Source organism: Streptomyces sp. NPDC042346 (genome assembly GCF_055581845.1).
Window position 1 is genome coordinate 294,833 of sequence record NZ_JBVJEH010000008.1, and the last position, 14,875, is coordinate 309,707.

Consider the following 14,875-nt stretch of genomic DNA (forward strand, 5'->3'; position numbering starts at 1 on the left):
TCCGGCGATATGTTTCGGGCAGCGAAAAGCCCCGGCTCAGTACGAGCCGGGGCTTTTGCGACGCGATCCGCCGGGTGTCAGAGGCTGACGCCGCGGGCGCGGAGGTACGAGATGGGGTTCAGGTCGGAGCCGTACTCGGAGCTCGTCCGCGCCTCGAAGTGGAGGTGCGGGCCGGTCGAGTTGCCGGACGAGCCCGAGACGCCTATCTGCTGGCCCGGCTCGACGGTCTGGCCGACGTAGACCCCGATGGACGAGAGGTGACCGTACTGGGTGTACGTGCCGTCGTTCATCTGGATGACGATGTTGTTGCCGTACGCGCCGCCCCAGCCGGCCTCGACGACGGTGCCGGAGCCGACGGAGACGACCGAGCTGCCGTAGGAGGCGTGGAAGTCGATGCCGGAGTGGCTGCCGGAGGACCAGAGCGAGCCGCCGGTCTTGTACCCGGTGGTCACGTACGAGCCGGCCACGGGGAGCTGGAAGGAGTTGAGGCGGCGGCGCTCGGCCTCGCGGGCGGCGCGCTCGCGGTCCTCGCGGACCTCCTTGGCGCGGGCCTCGGCCTTGCGCTTCGCCTCGGCACGAGCCTCGGCCTGGGCCTTCGCCTTGGCGATGGCCTCGAAGGCCTCCTGCTCCTGGGCGGCGGCCTGGGCGTCGATCCGGTCCGCGAGCGAGTCCTCGGTGATCACCTGCGTGAGGCCGGTGTCCTCGACGGAGCGGTTGTCCGTGTCGGCGGCGAGCGCCGGGGAGGCGAAGGTTCCGATGACGCCGGTGGTGGCGAGCGTCGCTACGCCGGCGATGCCCACGCTGCGGCGTGCCATCCGGCTCGGACCACGATGCTTCCCGGTGGCACGGGTGAACGCCATGTAGGGGCTGATCCTTTCCTTCCTTCTCGCCTACCGGGTTAGCTGACGGGTTCGGAGCAGGAAGGTCTCCTACGAGCCCCTCCGCACATGGCGAAGGCGCCCGATTCACCCCAGGGACTGTGTGGGTCCCCGGCTCCCCAGGCTCGCGCCTGACGGGGACTCGGCGATGACTGTCCGCTGCCGCGACTGCGGCACGTGCACTGACGAACAGCCGGACCGACGCTATGCGGATCATCTTTCAATCACCAAACAGACACGCCTGTTTGTAAGACATGCCACAGGGCAGACGGTCACCCTTGCTCCCAATCCGGACAAAGCGGAAGGCCTCGACGAAAGCGGGACGTCGAGGCCTTCCGCCGGTGATCGGCGCGGGCGATCAGCCGGTCACGACGGTGACTTCACCGATGCCGAGCGCACGCACCGGCTCCGCGATCTCCGTCGCGTCGCCCACGAGCACGGTGACGAGCCGGTCCACCGGGAAGGCGTTGACCACGGCGGCGGTCGCCTCGACCGTGCCCGTCTCGGCGAGCCGCGCGTACAACTGGGCCTGGTAGCCGTCCGGGAGGTGCTGCTCGACCTGGTCGGCGAGCGTCGCGGCGACCGAGGCGGCCGTCTCGTACTTGAGCGGCGCCACGCCCACCAGGTTCTGCACGGCCGTCTCGCGCTCGGCGTCGGTGAGGCCCTCCGCCGCGAGGGTCCGGAGCACCTTCCACAGGTCGTCAAGTGCCGGGCCGGTGTTGGGGGTGTCCACCGAGCCGCTGATGGCGAGCATCGAGGCGCCGTTCCCCTCGGCGTCCGAGCGGAGCACCTGGCCGAAGGCCCGCACGCCGTACGTGTAGCCCTTCTCCTCGCGCAGGACCCGGTCGAGCCGCGAGGTCAGCGTGCCGCCGAGGCAGTACGTGCCGAGGACCTGGGCCGCCCAGACGCTGTCGTGGCGGTCCGGACCGATCCGGCCGATCAGCAACTGGGTCTGGACCGCGCCCGGACGGTCGACGATGACGACCCGTCCGGTGTCGTCGGCGGTGATCGGCGGCATCGGCAGCGCCTCGGCCGGCTCGCCCGTCCAGGCGCCCAGCGTCTCGGCGAGGACCTTCTCCAGGTCGACGCCCGTCAGGTCGCCCACCACCACGGCGGTGGCCGTGCCGGGGCGGACGTACGCCTCGTAGAAGGCGCGGACCGCGGCGGCGTCGATCGCGGCGACCGTCTCCTCCGTGCCCTGACGCGGCCGGGACATCCGGGCCGCGGCCGGGAAGAGCTCCTTGGAGAGCTGCTTGGCGGCGCGGCGGCTCGGGTTGGCCGTCTCGTGCGGGATCTCGTCGAGGCGGTTGCGCACGAGGCGCTCGATCTCGGTGTCCAGGAAGGCCGGGGCGATCAGCGCCTCGGAGAGCAGCCCGAGCGCCTTGGGCAGCCGGGAGACCGGCACCTCCAGGGAGACCCGTACGCCCGGGTGGTCCGCGTGCGCGTCGAGCGTGGCGCCGCAGCGCTCCAGCTCGGCCGCGAACTCCTCGGCGCCACGCTGGTCCGTGCCCTCGGAGAGCGCGCGGGCCATGATCGTGGCGACGCCGTCGAGACCGGCCGGCTCGGCGTCCAGCGGGGCCGGCAGGAAGATCTCCACGGCCACGACCTGCTGGCCGGGGCGGTGGCTGGTCAGCACCGTCAGACCGTTGGCCAGGGAGCCGCGGTCCGGGGCCGGGAAGGCCCAGGGCCGGGCGACGCCCGGCTCGGGCTGCGGGTGGAAGTCCATGCTCGTCAAAGACACGGCAGCGTCGGTCACTGGTCCGCTCCCTCTTCCTCGTCGCTGTCGCTCTCGCTCTGTTCGGTGGCCACCGGCTCGTAGACGAGCACCGCGCGGTTGTCGGGGCGCAGCCGGGCCTTGGCGGCCGCCTGCACCTCCTCCGCGGTGATGTCGAGGACCCGGTCGACGGCGGTGAGGGCGAGCTGCGGGTCGCCGAACAGCACGGCGAACCGGCACAGTTCGTCGGCGCGGCCCGCGACGGTGCCGAGCCGGTCGAGCCACTCGCGCTCCAACTGGGCCTGCGCGCGCTCCATCTCCTCGGCCGTGGGGCCCTCGGCGGCGAACCGGGCGAGCTCCTCGTCGACGGCCGCCTCGATCTGCGGGACCTCGACGCCGCCGGAGGTCTTGACGTCCAGCCAGCCCAGCGAGGGGGCCCCGGCGAGCCGCAGCAGGCCGAAGCCGGCGGCGACGGCCGTCCGGTCCCGGCGGACCAGGCGGTTGTGCAGGCGGGAGGACTCGCCGCCGCCGAGGACCGTCAGGGCCAGGTCGGCGGCGTCGCACTCGCGCGTGCCGTCGTGCGGCAGCCGGTAGGCGGCCATGAGCGCGCGGGCCGGGACCTCCTCGACGAGGACCACGCGCTGCTCCCCGCCCATGACGTCGGGCAGCGAGCCGTCACGCGGGGGCAGCTTGCCGTCGTGGGAGGGGATCGAGCCGAAGTACTTCTCGACCCAGGCGAGGGTCTGCTCCGGGTCGATGTCGCCGACGACCGAAAGCACCGCGTTGTTCGGCGCGTAGTACGTGCGGAAGAAGGCCCGCGCGTCCTCCAGCGTCGCCGCGTCCAGGTCGGCCATGGAGCCGATCGGCGTGTGGTGGTACGGGTGGCCCTCCGGGTAGGCCAGCGCGGTCAGCTTCTCGAAGGCCGTGCCGTACGGCACGTTGTCGTACCGCTGGCGGCGCTCGTTCTTGACGACGTCCCGCTGGTTCTCCATGGACTCGTCGTCCAGGGCGGCGAGCAGCGAGCCCATGCGGTCGGCCTCCAGCCAGAGCGCGAGCTCCAGCTGGTGGGTGGGCATGGTCTCGAAGTAGTTGGTGCGCTCGAAGCTCGTCGTGCCGTTGAGCGAGCCGCCCGCGCCCTGCACCAGCTCGAAGTGCCCGTTCCCCTGGACCTGCTTCGAGCCCTGGAACATCAGGTGCTCGAAGAGGTGGGCGAGGCCCGTGCGGCCCTCGACCTCGTGGCGCGAACCGACGTCGTACCAGAGGCAGACCGCGGCGACCGGGGTCAGGTGGTCCTCCGAGAGCACCACGCGCAGGCCGTTCGCCAACCGGTGCTCGGTCGCTGTCAGGCCGCCGGAGCCGGCCTCGGCCGTGGCCGTGTGACCCATGGGCATGTACGTCCCTTCGATCGCGATGTGAAAAAGTCCTGCCACTGTATGCAAGCGCGCCGACACCTGGCGAAGTTCCCGCCCCTTCCAGATGTCCCTCTTCCGGGTCGCGGTCGGCGTTGTCGGTGGCACGGTCCACAATGGTCCGCGTCAGATCAACCTTGTTGGTGAAGGAGCCGCAGCCGCGATGGCCCGCCGCAGCACGAAGACACCGCCGCCGGACGACGCGTACGAGGAGAGGATCCTCGACATCGACGTCGTCGACGAGATGCAGGGCTCCTTCCTCGAGTACGCGTACTCGGTGATCTACTCGCGCGCTCTCCCCGACGCCCGCGACGGCATGAAGCCCGTCCAGCGCCGCATCGTCTACCAGATGGGCGAGATGGGGCTCCGGCCCGACCGCGGGTTCGTGAAGTGCGCCCGCGTCGTCGGCGAGGTGATGGGCAAGCTCCACCCGCACGGCGACGCGTCCATCTACGACGCCATGGTCCGCATGGCGCAGCCCTTCTCCATGCGGCTGCCCCTCGTCGACGGCCACGGCAACTTCGGCTCCCTCGGCAACGACGACCCGCCCGCCGCCATGCGGTACACGGAGTCGCGGATGGCTCCGGCCGCGCTGATGATGACCGAGTCCATCGACGAGGACACGGTCGACTTCACGCCGAACTACGACGGCCAGGAGCAGGAGCCGGTGGCACTGCCCGCCGCCTATCCGAACCTGCTGGTCAACGGCGCGTCCGGGATCGCGGTCGGCATGGCGACGAACATGCCGCCGCACAACCTCGGCGAGGTGATCGCGGCGGCCCGCCATCTGATCCGCCACCCGGGCGCCGACCTCGAGACGCTGATGCGCTTCGTGCCCGGCCCCGACCTGCCGACCGGCGGCCGGATCGTCGGCCTGTCCGGCATCAAGGACGCGTACGAGAACGGCCGCGGCACGTTCAAGATCCGCGCCACGGCCACCGTGGACAACGTGACGGCGCGCCGCAAGGGCATCGTCGTGACCGAGCTGCCCTTCACGGTCGGCCCCGAGAAGGTCATCTCCAAGATCAAGGACCTCGTCGGCTCCAAGAAGCTCCAGGGCATCGCCGACGTCAAGGACCTCACGGACCGCAACCACGGCCTGCGTCTCGTCATCGAGATCAAGAACGGCTTCGTGCCGGAGGCGGTCCTGGAGCAGCTCTACAAGCTGACGCCGATGGAGGAGTCCTTCGGCATCAACAACGTGGCGCTGGTGGACGGTCAGCCGCTCACGCTCGGCCTCAAGGAGCTCCTGGAGGTCTACCTCGACCACCGCTTCGAGGTCGTCCGGCGCCGCTCCGAGTTCCGCCGGACCAAGAAGCGCGACCGGCTGCACCTGGTGGAGGGCCTGCTCGTCGCGCTCCTCGACATCGACGAGGTCATCCGGCTCATCCGGGAGAGCGACAACTCCGCCCAGGCCAAGGAGCGCCTGAAGGAGCGCTTCTCCCTGAGCGAGATCCAGACGCAGTACATCCTGGACACCCCGCTGCGCCGCCTCACCAAGTTCGACCGCATCGAGCTGGAGACCGAGCGCGACCGGCTCAACGGCGAGATCGACGAGCTGACCGGCATCCTGGACTCCGACGCGGAGCTGCGGAAGCTGGTCTCGGCGGAACTGGCCGCGGTCGGCAAGAAGTTCGCCACCGACCGGCGGACCGTCCTGCTCGAATCGGCGGGCGCGCCCGTCGCGTCCGTCCCCCTGGAGGTCGCGGACGACCCGTGCCGGGTGCTGCTCTCCTCGACGGGTCTGCTGGCCCGTACGGCGACGGCGGAGCTGCCGCCGGCCGACCCGGACGCGCCGCGCACCAAGCACGACCTGATCGTGTCGGCGGTGGCCGCCACCCAGCGCGGTGACGTCGGCGCGGTGACCTCGTCCGGCCGGCTGCTGCGGGTCGCGGTGATCGACCTGCCGCAGCTCCCGGACACCGCGGCCGCCCCCAGCCTCGCGGGCGGCGCCCAGCTCTCGGAGTTCCTGTCCCTGGAGGCGGACGAGTCGGTGGTCTGCCTGACCACGCTCGACGAGTCCTCGCCGGGTCTCGCGCTCGGCACGCTGCAGGGCGTGGTGAAGCGCGTGGTGCCGGACTACCCGGCGAACAAGGACGAGCTGGAGGTCATCACCCTCAAGGACGGCGACCGGATCGTCGGCGGGACCGAGCTGCGGACGGGCGAGGAGGACCTGGTCTTCATCACCTCCGACGCCCAGCTGCTGCGCTACCCGGCCGCGCAGGTACGGCCCCAGGGCCGGCCGGCCGGCGGCATGGCGGGCGTCAAGCTGACCCAGGGCGCCGAGGTGCTCTCGTTCACGGCCGTGGACCCGGCGGTGGACGCCGTGGTCTTCACCGTCGCGGGCTCCACCGGCACGCTGGACGCCTCGGCGGGTACGTCGGCGAAGCTGACCCCCTTCGACCAGTACCCGCGCAAGGGCCGCGCGACGGGCGGTGTGCGCTGCCAGCGGTTCCTGAAGGGCGAGGACGTCCTGATCCTGGCCTGGGCGGGCGCCACTCCGGCGCGGGCCGCGCAGAAGAACGGGACCCCGGTGCCGCTGCCGGAGGTGGACCCGCGCCGTGACGGCTCGGGCGTCCCGCTGCCCCAGCCGGTCGAGGTGCTGGCGGGCCCGGCGAGCTAGCGCTCCGTCGGACGGAAAGCCGGACGGAAAGCCGGACGGGAAGCCGGACGGGAAGCCGGACGAGGAAGCCGAGGAGGAACCGGACGGGAGCGGGAGCCTAGCTCTCGTCCGGTTCCTCGTCCGCCTGTCGTACGTACCGCAGGACGCCCCACATGCTGTGCTCGTCGGGGGCGTCCTGCGGGCCGTTCTGCTCGCATCCGGCGAGCTCCTTGCGCAGGCCGGCGGCGTCGATGCCGGAGCCGATCAGGACGAGCTGGGTGAGCCGCTCCTCCCCCGCGGGCCACGGCTCGGGGTAGAAGCGCAGGAAACGGCCGACGGCGTGCACCGTGTAGCGGTTGACGGGGTCGGCGGCGCCGAGGTCGACGAAGCCCTTGATCCGGTACAGGCCTTCGGGCCGCCCGTCCAGGAAGGCCATGAGCCGGCGCGGGTGGAGCGGGGTCGGCGCGGTCAGGGAGACCGTCTCGTACGCCGCGTGCGGGTGGGCGTGGGCCTCGTCCTCGGGGCCGTACAGGATGTCCTCGATGGACATCTGGCCCTCGATCTCGTCCTCGGGCACGACCCGGTCGAAGAGCAGCTCCGGATCGACCCGTCCGTGCGAGGCGTCGACCACGACGGCCTTCCCGGCGAGCTCGCCCACCGTCTCGCGGACGGCGGACAGCTCGTCCGCGGAGACCCGGTCCGCCTTGTTCACGACGACGAGGTCGGCGATCGTGAGGTGCCGGTCGGTCTCGGGGTGCCGCTGCCGGGTGGCCCGGAACTCGGCCGCGTCGACGACCTGGACGAGCCCGCCGTAGACGATCCGCTCGTTCTCGCTGGCGAGGACCATACGGACCAGTTCCTGCGGCTCGGCGAGCCCGCTGGCCTCGATGACGATCACGTCGAGCCGGGACTCGGGCCGGGTCAGGACCTCCAGGTACTCGTCGAGCTCGCTCGCGTCGACCGCGCAGCACAGGCAGCCGTTGCCGAGGGAGACGGTGGAGCCCACCTGCCCCGCGACGGTCATCGCGTCGATGCCGATGTCCCCGAAGTCGTTGACCATGACCCCGATCCGGGTGCCCCGGGCGCTGCGCAGCAGATGGTTGAGGAGCGTGGTCTTCCCGGCCCCGAGAAACCCGGCGAGGACGACGACGGGGATCTGCTGCGTGGTCAAGGGTCGTGCCTCCGGTCGCGGGTTCCTTCCCACGGCCGTGGGAAAGCCCCAGGATAGGCGGGATCGTCCGGCGCCGGCCCGGAGGTGGCGGTGCCCCGGGCCCCCGTGCGGCCCCGTATTTCCGGTCCCGGGTCCCGGCCGCTTACCTTTTCTGGCATGAGCCCCGCACAGACCAGCCCCGCGCGGCCCCTCGCGCGCCGTCGGCGGTTCGGGTGGCCCCGGCGGGTGTTCGCGCAGGTCCTGCTGATGCAGCTGGCCATCGCGACCGGTGTGACCGTCCTCGCCACCGGTCTCTTCCTCGCCCCGCTGAGCGCCCAGCTCGACGACCAGGCCATGCGGCGGGCCCTGGCCATCGCCGAGACCACCGCCTCCCCCGGGCTCGCCGCCGACCTCACCGGCACCCCGCCCTCCGCGCGGGGCCCGGTGCAGACGGAGGCCGAGCGGATCCGGGTGTCCACGGGCGCCGAGTACGTGGTGGTCATGGACACCCGAGGGGTGCGCTGGTCGCACACCGACCCCGCCCAGATCGGCCGGCGCGTCTCCACCGACCCGAGCGCCGTCCTCGCCGGGCGCGAGGTGATGGAGATCGACAGCGGGACGCTCGGCCGCTCGGCGCGCGGCAAGGCGCCGCTGCGCGACGCGGACGGCCGGATCGTCGGCGCGGTCTCCGTCGGCATCGAGTACGACAGCGTCCGCGACCGGCTCCTCGCCGCGATCCCGGGCCTCCTCGCGTACGCGGGCGGGGCGCTCGCGGCCGGGGCCCTCGCCGCGTACCTGATCTCCCGCCGGCTCCAGCGGCAGACTCACGACCTGGCCTTCTCCGACATCTCCGCGCTGCTCGCCGAGCGCGAGGCCATGCTGCACGGCATCCGGGAGGGTGTCGTGGCCATCGACCGCACCGGCTCCGTACGGCTCGTCAACGACGAGGCGCAGCGGCTCCTCGGGCTCGGCCCCGAGGCGGCGGGCCGGCCCGTGGACGAGGTCCTCGGGAAGGGCCGTACCGCCGACGTCCTCACGGGCCGGGTCACGGGCGAGGACCTCGTCACCGTCCAGGGCCACCGGGTGCTGATCGCCAACCGGATGCCCACGGACGACGGCGGCGCCGTCGCGACCCTGCGCGACCGCACCGAGCTGGAGCGGCTCGGACGCGAGCTGGACTCGACGCGGGGCCTGATCGACGCCCTCCGCGCCCAGGACCACGAGCACGCCAACCGGCTGCACACCCTGCTCGGTCTCCTGGAGCTGGACATGCACGAGGAGGCGGTCGAGTTCGTCACCGAGGTCGTCGGAGTGCACCGGGCCACCGCCGAGCAGGTCACGGAGAAGGTCCACGACCCGCTGCTCGCCGCGCTCCTGGTCGGCAAGGCGACCGTCGCCGCCGAGCGCGGTGTGTCGCTGCGGATCTCCCCGGAGTCCCTGCTGCCCGACCGGCTCGTCGACCCCCGCGAGCTGGTCACGGTCGTCGGCAATCTGGTCGACAACGCCCTGGACGCCGTCGCGGGCACGCCCGGCGCCGGGATCGAGGTCGCGTTCCGCACGGAGGGCCGTACGGTCGTGCTGCGGGTCACGGACAGCGGCCCCGGCGTCCCCGAGGAGCGCCGTGAGCTGATCTTCACCGAGGGCTGGTCGACGAAGGAGCCGCCGTCCCACGGCAGGCGCGGGCTCGGGCTCGCGTTCGTCCGCCGGCTGGCCGAGCGCAGGGGCGGCACGGCCCGCGTGGCCGGGGGCCCGGGCGGGGGCGCGGAGTTCACCGTCGTCCTCCCGGACGCCCTGACGGAGCCGGAGCCCGGCGGAACCGCCCTCTCCCCCGAGCCCGCAGGGGAGGCGCGATGATCGACGTGCTCGTGGTGGACGACGACGTGCTGGTGGCGCGGATCAACGCCGCGTACGTCGCCAAGGTCCCCGGCTTCCGCGTCTCGGCCATAGCCCACTCGACCGCCGAGGCACTGACGGCCCTGGCCGAGCATCCGGTGGACCTGATCCTCCTGGACCACTACCTGCCGGACGAGAACGGTCTGGCCGCCGTACGAGAGCTCCGCGCGCGCGGCCACCAGTGCGACGTGATCATGGTGACGGCCGCCCGGGACGTGGCCACCGTGCAGGCGGCGATGCGCCACGGCGCCCTCCAGTACCTGGTCAAGCCGTTCAACTTCGCCGGGCTGCGGACCAAGCTGGAGGCGTACGCGGCGCTGCGGCGCGCCCTGGGCGGCGGGGGCGAGGCGGAACAGTCCGAGGTGGACCGGATCTTCGGCGTCCTGGCGGCGGGCACGGTCGCCCCCGACCTGCCGAAGGGGCACTCCCCCACCACGGCCGAGCTGGTCCGGCAGGTCCTGCTCGCCGCCGGCGGACCGCTCTCCGCGCAGGAGATCGCCGAGCGGGCCGGCGTGAGCCGCCAGACCGCGCAGCGCTACCTCAAGCTCCTCGAACGCACCGGCCGGGTGAGCCTCTCCCTCCGGTACGGCGAGACGGGCCGCCCCGAGCACCGGTACGCCTGGGCGTCCTCACCGCCCGCCGCCTGAGGCCCCCGTAGGGGGCTCGCCAGGAAAGGGGCCCGACAGGGGGCACGGAGGGGCCCGCAGGGCGCCTGAAGGGGCCCTTGCGCCTCAGACCGCCCCGGCCCCGGTCAGCGCCCGGACCTCGGTCTCGGCGTGCCGCGCCGCGTCGGACGGCTCGGCCGAGGTGACCGTACCGATCCAGCCCGCGAGGAATCCGAGCGGGATGGAGACCACGCCGGGGTTCTGCAGCGGGAAGACGTGGAAGTCGACACCGGGGAACAGCGCCTCCGGGCTGCCCGAGACGACCGGCGACAGCAGGACGAGCAGCACGGCGGGGACCAGCCCGCCGTACACCGACCAGACCGCGCCCCGGGTGGTGAACCTCCGCCAGAACAGCGAGTAGAGCAGCACGGGCAGGTTGGCGGAGGCGGCGACCGCGAAGGCGAGGCCGACGAGGAAGGCCACGTTGAGGTCGCGGGCGAGCAGCCCGAGGCCGATCGCGGCGGCGCCGATCCCGGCGGCCGCGAACCGCGCCACGGTCACCTCGCTGTACTGCCGCTTCGCGTGCCGGCGCCGCAGCGAGCTGTACAGGTCGTGGGCGACGGAGGCCGAGGAGGCGAGCGTGATCCCGGCGACGACGGCGAGGATGGTCGCGAAGGCGACGGCGGCGACGACGGCGAAGAGCACGGTGCCGCCGGTGGAGCCCGCGCCGCCGCCGAGGTCGAGCGCGAGCAGCGGGATGGCGGTGTTCCCCGACGCGCTGGAGGCGCGGACCTCGGCGGGCCCGATCAGGGCGGCCGCGCCGAAGCCGAGCACGATGGTCATCAGGTAGAAGCTGCCGATGAGGCCGATGGACCAGACGACGGAACGGCGGGCGGCCCGGGCAGTGGGCACGGTGTAGAAGCGCGACAGGATGTGCGGCAGGCCGGCGGTGCCCAGGACCAGGGCGATGCCGAGGCTGATGAAGTCGAGGCGCGCGGTCCAGTCCCCGCCGTAACGCAGGCCGGGGGCGAGGAAGCCCCGCCCGTGGCCGCTGCGGTCGGCCGCGGTCGAGAGCAGGCTGTTCACGTCGCCGTGGAAGCGGAGCAGGACGAGGACGGTGAGCGCGATCGTGCCCGCCATGAGCAGGACCGCCTTGACGATCTGGATCCAGGTGGTGGCCCGCATGCCGCCGAGCGACACGTAGATCACCATCAGCGCCCCCACGCCGATCACGGTCCAGGAGCGGGCCGCCTCGCTGGTGCCGCCGAGCAGCAGCGCGACCAGGCTTCCGGCGCCGACCATCTGCGCCACCAGATAGAGCACGGAGACGGCCACGGAGGACGTTCCGGCGGCGATCCGCACCGGCCGCTCGGACATCCGCGCGGCGACGACGTCCGCGAGCGTGAACCGCCCGCAGTTGCGGACGAGTTCCGCGACCAGCAGGAGGACGACGAGCCAGGCGACGAGGAAGCCGACGGAGTACAGCATGCCGTCGTAGCCGTAGAGCGCGATCAGCCCGGAGATGCCGAGGAAGGAGGCCGCGGACATGTAGTCGCCGGCGATGGCGAAACCGTTCTCCAGAGGCGAGAACAGCCTGCCTCCGGCGTAGAACTCCTCCGCCGATCCGTGCCGGTTGCGGCTCACCCAGGTGGTGATCCCCAACGTGACGGCGATGAAGACGCTGAAGAGCACGAGCGCCAGGGTCTGGTGGTTGCCGCTCACCGCTGCGCCGCCCCTCGGGTCATCTCCTGCGTGTCCCAGCGCAGTTCCAGGGCCGCCCGGTCCCGGCGCAGCCGCGCGTGGCGCGCGTACGCCCAGGTCAGCAGGAAGGTGGTGAGGAACTGTCCGAGCCCCGCGATCATCGCCACGTTCACCGCGCCGGCGACCGGCCGGGCCATGAGCCCGGGGGCCGCGGTCGCCGCGACGACGTACGCGAGGTACCAGAGCAGGAACGCGAGGGCGGCCGGGAAGACGAACCGGCGGTAGCGGCGGCGCACTTCCTGGAACGCGGGGCTCCGCTGGACCTCCAGGTAGATCTCCGCCGCGCTGGGATCGCGCTGTCGCGGCACTGCCGTGTCGTACTGCTCCACCGGCCAACTCTCCTTGTCAGCGAACCGTTTCGGTCGCGTGCCCAAGGATGGACAGAGCGGGAAGATCCCGGACTCTTCTCCTCCCTCACTTCACCCCATCAGGTGACAGTTCTCCCCTGTGGCCTGACCGGGCCGTGCTGATATGCGTACCGCACGGCCCGGTCTGTCGGCGGCCCTTGCCCTTGGCGCCGGTCAGGCGTCGATGCGCGAGCGGTCGAGGGTCGCCGCCGAGCTGGTGATGAACTCCTTGCGGGGCGCCACGTCGTTGCCCATGAGGAGGTCGAAGACCTGCTCCGCCGAGTCCAGGTCCCCGATGTTGATCCGGCGCAGGGTGCGGTGGCGCGGGTCCATCGTGGTCTCCGCGAGCTGGTCGGCGTCCATCTCGCCCAGACCCTTGTAGCGCTGGATGGAGTCCTTGTAGCGGACCCCCTTCCGCTGGAACTCCAGCAGGGTCTGGCGCAGCTCGTTGTCCGAGTACGTGTAGACGTACTTGTCCTGGCCCTTCTTGGGCTGGACGAGCTCGATCCGGTGCAGCGGGGGCACGGCGGCGAAGACGCGTCCGGCCTCGACCATCGGCCGCATGTAGCGCTGGAAGAGCGTCAGCAGCAGGCAGCGGATGTGCGCGCCGTCGACATCGGCGTCGACCAGCAGGACGATCTTTCCGTAGCGGGCGGCGTCGATGTCGAAGGTGCGGCCCGAGCCCGCTCCTATCACCTGGATGATCGCCCCGCACTCGGCGTTCTTGAGCATGTCCGAGACCGAGGACTTCTGGACGTTGAGGATCTTGCCCCGGATCGGCAGCAGGGCCTGGAACTCGCTGTTGCGCGCGAGCTTGGCCGTGCCGAGGGCCGAGTCGCCCTCGACGATGAAGAGCTCGCTGCGCTCCACGTCGTCGCTGCGGCAGTCGGCGAGCTTGGCCGGCAGCGAGGAGGACTCGAGCGCGGTCTTCCTGCGCTGCGCGTCCTTGTGCTGGCGGGCGGCGATCCGGGTCCTGGCGGCGGCGACGGCCTTGTCCAGGACGGCGCGGGCCTGCGCCTTGGCGTCGCGCTTGGTCGAGGTCAGGAACTCCTTGAGCTCCTTGGCGACCACGTTCGCCACGATCCGGCGGGCGGCGGAGGTCCCCAGGACCTCCTTCGTCTGGCCCTCGAACTGCGGCTCGGCGAGGCGGACCGTCACGACGGCCGTGAGCCCCTCCAGGGCGTCGTCCTTGACGATGTCGTCCTCGGCGACGCGCAGCATCTTGGCCGAGCGGAGCACTTCGTTCACCGTCTTGGTGATGGCCTGCTCGAAGCCGGAGACGTGGGTGCCGCCCTTGGGGGTGGCGATGATGTTGACGAAGGACTTGACCGTGCTGTCGTAGCCGGTGCCCCAGCGCAGGGCGACGTCGACGGCGAGCTCACGGGTGACCTCGGTCGGGGTCATGTGCCCGCGCTCGTCGAGGACCGGGACGGTCTCCTTGAAGGTGCCCGTGCCGGTGAGGCGCTGGATGTCGCAGACGGCCTTGTCCTGCGCGAGGTACTCGCAGAACTCGCTGATGCCTCCGTCGAAGCGGAAGGTCTCCTCGCTCTTGCCGATCCCGGCCAGGTCCCGCTCGTCGCGGACGACGATCGTGAGGCCGGGCACCAGGAAGGCGGTCTGCCGGGCGCGCTGGTGCAGCGTCTCCAGCGAGAGCTTGGCGTCCTTGAGGAAGATCTGCCGGTCCGCCCAGTAGCGGACGCGCGTGCCCGTGCGGGTCTTGGGGACGCGCTTGCCCTTCCGCAGGCCGTTGCCCGGGTCGAAGGGGCTGTCGGGGCCCTGCTCCGTGAAGATGCCGGGGACACCGCGGCGGAAGCTGATCGTGTGCGTGGAGCTGTTCCGGTCGACCTCGACGTCGAGACGGGCCGACAGGGCGTTGACCACGGACGCGCCGACGCCGTGCAGACCGCCGGAGGCGGCGTACGAGCCACCGCCGAACTTTCCGCCGGCGTGCAGCTTGGTCATGACGACCTCGACGCCGGAGAGCCCGGTCTTCGGCTCGACGTCGACCGGGATGCCGCGGCCGTTGTCGCGGACCTCGACGGAGCCGTCGTCGTGGAGGATGACGTCGATGTGGTCGCAGTAGCCGCCGAGGGCCTCGTCGACCGAGTTGTCGATGATCTCCCAGATGCAGTGCATCAGGCCGCGGCTGTCGGTGGACCCGATGTACATACCGGGGCGCTTGCGGACCGCTTCGAGCCCTTCGAGTACGAGCAGGTGCCGCGCGGTGTAGTTGGAACCGTCACGGTCTGCTGTCAGCAGCGCACTGGAAGGCACGGACGTTTCGGCGGTCACGCGGTTCGCTCCTCGCTGAATTTGAAAACTGGCCCGGTGGGGTAAGGCCCGGCGTCGTTCACCGGTCAGAGGGTACCGATGCCTGGTAGAGCCGTTGTCACGCCACCCTCCCCGGTTCCTCATGCTAGTCCAGAGTCGTATGGATGTTCGATCCCTCGAAGGGGTGACGCGAACATCACGTTCCCTTCCAGGCATGAACCATTTAGGCTCCGGGCACGTCCTCA

Annotated in this window: 10 protein-coding genes and 1 riboswitch; of the genes, 3 read left to right on the forward strand and 7 right to left on the reverse strand. The window is 71.7% G+C overall.

The annotated features are described in order from the left end of the window. Positions 1-77: 77 nt before the first annotated feature. The 3 genes from ACZ6K0_RS29355 to ACZ6K0_RS29365 form a co-directional block, all read right to left on the reverse strand. Positions 78-860, reverse strand: coding sequence for a M23 family metallopeptidase (locus tag ACZ6K0_RS29355; RefSeq protein WP_469232788.1), 783 nt, complete (start codon positions 858-860; stop codon positions 78-80). 13 nt (positions 861-873) lie between these two features. Next, positions 874-1,036: riboswitch (cyclic di-AMP (ydaO/yuaA leader) on the reverse strand. Positions 1,037-1,236: 200 nt separating this feature from the next. After that, positions 1,237-2,604, reverse strand: coding sequence for a M16 family metallopeptidase (locus ACZ6K0_RS29360; RefSeq protein ID WP_469233025.1), 1,368 nt, complete (start codon positions 2,602-2,604; stop codon positions 1,237-1,239). 26 nt (positions 2,605-2,630) lie between these two features. Beyond that, complete coding sequence (locus tag ACZ6K0_RS29365; protein WP_376401473.1) at positions 2,631-3,977, reverse strand: M16 family metallopeptidase; 1,347 nt, start codon at positions 3,975-3,977, stop codon at positions 2,631-2,633. Positions 3,978-4,164: 187 nt separating this feature from the next. On the opposite strand from ACZ6K0_RS29365, the gene ACZ6K0_RS29370 reads away from it, so the two are divergent. Further along, positions 4,165-6,624, forward strand: coding sequence for a DNA gyrase/topoisomerase IV subunit A (locus ACZ6K0_RS29370; RefSeq protein WP_469232786.1), 2,460 nt, complete (start codon positions 4,165-4,167; stop codon positions 6,622-6,624). A 97-nt stretch (positions 6,625-6,721) separates the two neighbouring features. On the opposite strand, the gene ACZ6K0_RS29375 is transcribed toward ACZ6K0_RS29370, so the two are convergent. Then, positions 6,722-7,774, reverse strand: coding sequence for a CobW family GTP-binding protein (locus ACZ6K0_RS29375; protein WP_469232784.1), 1,053 nt, complete (start codon positions 7,772-7,774; stop codon positions 6,722-6,724). Positions 7,775-7,930: 156 nt separating this feature from the next. Between ACZ6K0_RS29375 and ACZ6K0_RS29380 the strand changes: the two genes are divergently transcribed. Beyond that, complete coding sequence (locus tag ACZ6K0_RS29380) at positions 7,931-9,607, forward strand: sensor histidine kinase (protein ID WP_376401169.1); 1,677 nt, start codon at positions 7,931-7,933, stop codon at positions 9,605-9,607. Continuing rightward, positions 9,604-10,293 (forward strand): DUF7342 family protein, encoded by a 690-nt coding sequence (locus tag ACZ6K0_RS29385; RefSeq protein WP_469232781.1) that lies wholly within the window; start codon positions 9,604-9,606, stop codon positions 10,291-10,293. Before ACZ6K0_RS29380 ends, ACZ6K0_RS29385 begins: the two co-directional genes overlap by 4 nt. An 84-nt stretch (positions 10,294-10,377) precedes the next feature. On the opposite strand, the gene ACZ6K0_RS29390 is transcribed toward ACZ6K0_RS29385, so the two are convergent. From ACZ6K0_RS29390 to ACZ6K0_RS29400, 3 genes are all read right to left on the reverse strand, one after another. Then, entirely contained in the window at positions 10,378-11,973 is a 1,596-nt protein-coding gene (locus ACZ6K0_RS29390; RefSeq protein ID WP_376401175.1) for a solute symporter family protein, read from the reverse strand. Further along, positions 11,970-12,407: a DUF485 domain-containing protein gene (locus tag ACZ6K0_RS29395; RefSeq protein ID WP_376401476.1), complete on the reverse strand. Its 438-nt coding sequence runs from the start codon at positions 12,405-12,407 to the stop codon at positions 11,970-11,972. The genes ACZ6K0_RS29390 and ACZ6K0_RS29395 overlap by 4 nt, the downstream gene beginning before the upstream one ends. Positions 12,408-12,533: 126 nt before the next feature. After that, entirely contained in the window at positions 12,534-14,651 is a 2,118-nt protein-coding gene (locus ACZ6K0_RS29400; RefSeq protein ID WP_376401178.1) for a DNA gyrase/topoisomerase IV subunit B, read from the reverse strand. Between the last annotated feature and the right edge of the window lie 224 nt (positions 14,652-14,875).